Annotated in this window: 3 protein-coding genes; 1 reads left to right on the top strand and 2 read right to left on the bottom strand. The window is 42.9% G+C overall.

The genetic code is table 11. The features are described from left to right. Positions 1-410 precede the first annotated feature (410 nt). A complete protein-coding gene (gene rpsI / locus KPX09_RS04875; protein WP_249549243.1) occupies positions 411-860 on the bottom strand; it encodes a 30S ribosomal protein S9 in 450 nt (149 codons plus the stop codon). Beyond that, the gene (gene rplM / locus KPX09_RS04870; protein ID WP_249549242.1) at positions 847-1,323 is read right to left on the bottom strand and encodes a 50S ribosomal protein L13; all 477 of its coding nucleotides are present in this window, start codon (positions 1,321-1,323) and stop codon (positions 847-849) included. Before rplM ends, rpsI begins: the two co-directional genes overlap by 14 nt. Positions 1,324-1,567: 244 nt before the next feature. On the opposite strand from rplM, the gene KPX09_RS04865 reads away from it, so the two are divergent. Beyond that, complete coding sequence (locus KPX09_RS04865; RefSeq protein WP_249549241.1) at positions 1,568-2,788, top strand: TolC family protein; 1,221 nt, start codon at positions 1,568-1,570, stop codon at positions 2,786-2,788. Positions 2,789-3,113 lie beyond the last annotated feature (325 nt).

Below are 3,113 nucleotides of genomic sequence, written 5' to 3'. Positions count from 1 at the left end.
TGCTTCACGCGTTGCCCTACTAGCCACGGCAGTAGTATACCGCTCATCGTGAAAATATATGCTTACCCCTCGATACATCTGTAAGCTAGCTTAAGCAGCCAAAAGCACCAGAACGAATTCCCACTTGGACGCACAAAAACACTGCAGCCGAAACATACCGCACCACTCGCTCTACTACAAGACAGACACCTATATGCGCCCCTCTTTTTCACACCATTACAAAGGAACCCGCAACAGTGAATATGATACTAATAGTAGGGACATGCAAGCATTCCACAACACCTAGAAACAGTCGCTACACAACAGTCAGGAAAGAAGAACCCACCACACTCGGTAAGCCCCCTATAATAACTCCCCCAATGCTTCCCTTAAAAGCAGACTACAAGCCATACAGCTCGTATGCTAGCTTGCTATCTCTTAGAAAATTGACACTTCTTACGCGCCTTGTGCTGTCCGTACTTCTTACGCTCAACCACCCTGGAATCCCTTGTAAGTAAGCCAGCCTGCCTCAAGACCGGCTGGAGAGAAGGATTAATATCCTTCAGCGCTTTACTGATGCCATGCGCAACGGCACCTGCTTGGCCAGACTTACCGCCTCCGAAAACAACAGCCCTAACATCATAACAACCTACAGAAGAAGCAACGTGAAACGGATTAAATACGCGCTTACAGAGAGCCTCCCTACAAAAATAGGCAGCACACTCCATGCCATTTACCGTAACTACACCACTGCCAACCTTAAGCCAAACCTTAGCCACGGCATTCTTCCTACTACCTGTACCGTAAGATCTACCTAGACTATCTATCCTAGCTTTAACAGGTTTACTAGAACCAGCAGAAACTTCTTCACCTTCCAGCATTATTTCCCCTTCCATTCTTATTGTTCATAGCACCAAAATCTAGAGCAACAGGCTTCTGCGCGTGATGCCTGTGTTCAGGCCCTGAATATACCTTCAGATTCTTAAAGCGCCTTCTCGCTAAAGGACCATCACCTAACATCCGCCACACCGCCATCTTGATGATCCTCTCAGCATATCCCGCACGCAGCATATCATTGGGAGCACAGCTCTTGAGCCCCCCTGGATAGCCAGTATGCCTATAGTAAACCTTGTCCCTCATTTTGTTACGTGTGAACTTCACCGAGCTCGCATTCACCACCACTACATTATCACCACAATCCATGTGAGGAGTGTATTCAGGCTTGTGTTTGCCACGCAATATAGTAGCAATGTACGCCGCAAGCCTACCCACAACCATATCACTAGCGTCGATCAACACCCAACGCTTATCTATTTCACCAGCCTTTAGAGAGAAAGTCCTCATGCTCGATTCACCCCAAAAAACGACACTCGTGTTAGCGGACTTTACTATCTTATGTAAACCTTGTCAATTTAAACTAGGCTACAAATGTACAGAAAAGGTGGAAATTTACCCCAAAAATATAGCACAAGTTGCGCTGCAATTTGGAGATTCTAACGGAGCATAGTATAAGTATTAAAACCTTGCATGGACGTTGATTTTACATACCATTAGCGGTTGGAAGTACACAGTTAGTTGGCGGTTGCCTATGCGCAAAGCATTATTACTTTTCACACTCGTACTAATGAAAATATCATCGGGAGCTTATGGTACGTCACTTGAGGAAGCACTAGATAAGACTCTCAACAATAACTTGGCTATCAAAGCCAATATGTACAAGACTAAGGCTAAAAAACGTGAGGTAGCTAATTCTGCGATAGTAAATATTCTACCACAAGTTTTATACGAGCTTAAAATACAAAAACATGGCTCTCATCAATCAAGCTATTCCTTGATATCCCTTACCCAGCCATTGTTCAACGGAACCGCAATATTTAGCATTGAAAAAGCAAAGCACCTATATGCCATACAGGATATCACATTCTCTATGGAACAACAGAAAACTCTTCTAGGTACTATAAAAACATATATGAGTGCTTTATCAGCCTACGAAGTAGATAAACTGAATGAGCATAACCTAAAGGTGATGCAGGAGCATTTGCTGTCAGCCGAAAAACGCTTTTCTGTTGGTGAGATTACAAAAACTGAGCTAATGCAGGCAAAAGCAAAGCTGGCACAAGCAAAATCCGAAGCCATGAGCGCTAAAGGTAGACTGAGAGCTGTGGAGGCCAGTTACACTCACATGGTGGGGGAACAACCTATAGATCTACAATATCCTAAACGACCTCTACAAATCCCGCAATCTCTCGAAGAAGCTTTTGATATCGCTAAAAGCAATAATCTATATCTACAATTGTCTAGCAACCTCTACCAAGTGTCAAAACGTGATGTGGAAATTGCTATTGCTAAAAAGGTTTTGCCCTCTTTGTATGTAACAGCTACTGAAACATTTCCAGGTAACGATGTAGGACGTACAATTCACCGACTAGAGCTCACGTTGCGTTTGCCCATTTTCGAGCATGGTATTGGGTTGATAGATATAGATCGCACTAATCAGGAGCGTCAACACAATCTCTTCTCTATGCATGAAGCAGTAAAAAAGATGGAAGCATCTATTATAAGCGCTTGGGAAGATCTGATAACATCAAGGTTTGTGCTCCAATCTGCAAGCGAAACTGTAAAGTACACAGAAGTTGCTTTGGAAGCTATCACACAAGAAGCAAACTTAAACTTAAAGACTACCTTGGATGTGTTGGATATTGAGCAGGAACTTCTGAAAGCAAAAGTAAACCTAGTTAACTCACAGAGCAACTTAATTATAAATCAGTACAATTTATTGGCTTTGATTGGACAGTTAAGCATTGATTAATCCTGAAGTGTTTATTCCGAGAAGGATACTTACAGGCATGCATTTTGATCTCAGCAACAGTGCTAAAGCATATGTATATGCTGCTGCATCCTTGTCTTTGTATCCAGAAAGGGCTTAAATTACCTGCAGAGACGCATTGCATTAACCAGACATAAGTCGCTACACTGCTCTGTGGCGACTTCGTAACAAAGAATTCCAGATTCCCGAAAATATCACATCTAGATATATGACCATCCAATGGTTCCCCAATCTGCCACGACATAACACTCTATGTATATCACCCTGTGATAGCGCTCTAGAACTACAGGTCCGTAGTCTATCTATA

The organism is Anaplasma phagocytophilum, assembly GCF_023476575.1.
Lineage (GTDB): Bacteria > Pseudomonadota > Alphaproteobacteria > Rickettsiales > Anaplasmataceae > Anaplasma > Anaplasma phagocytophilum_A.
The sequence above is the reverse complement of the archived record's forward strand: the minus strand, read 5'-3'. Positions and strand labels throughout refer to the sequence as shown.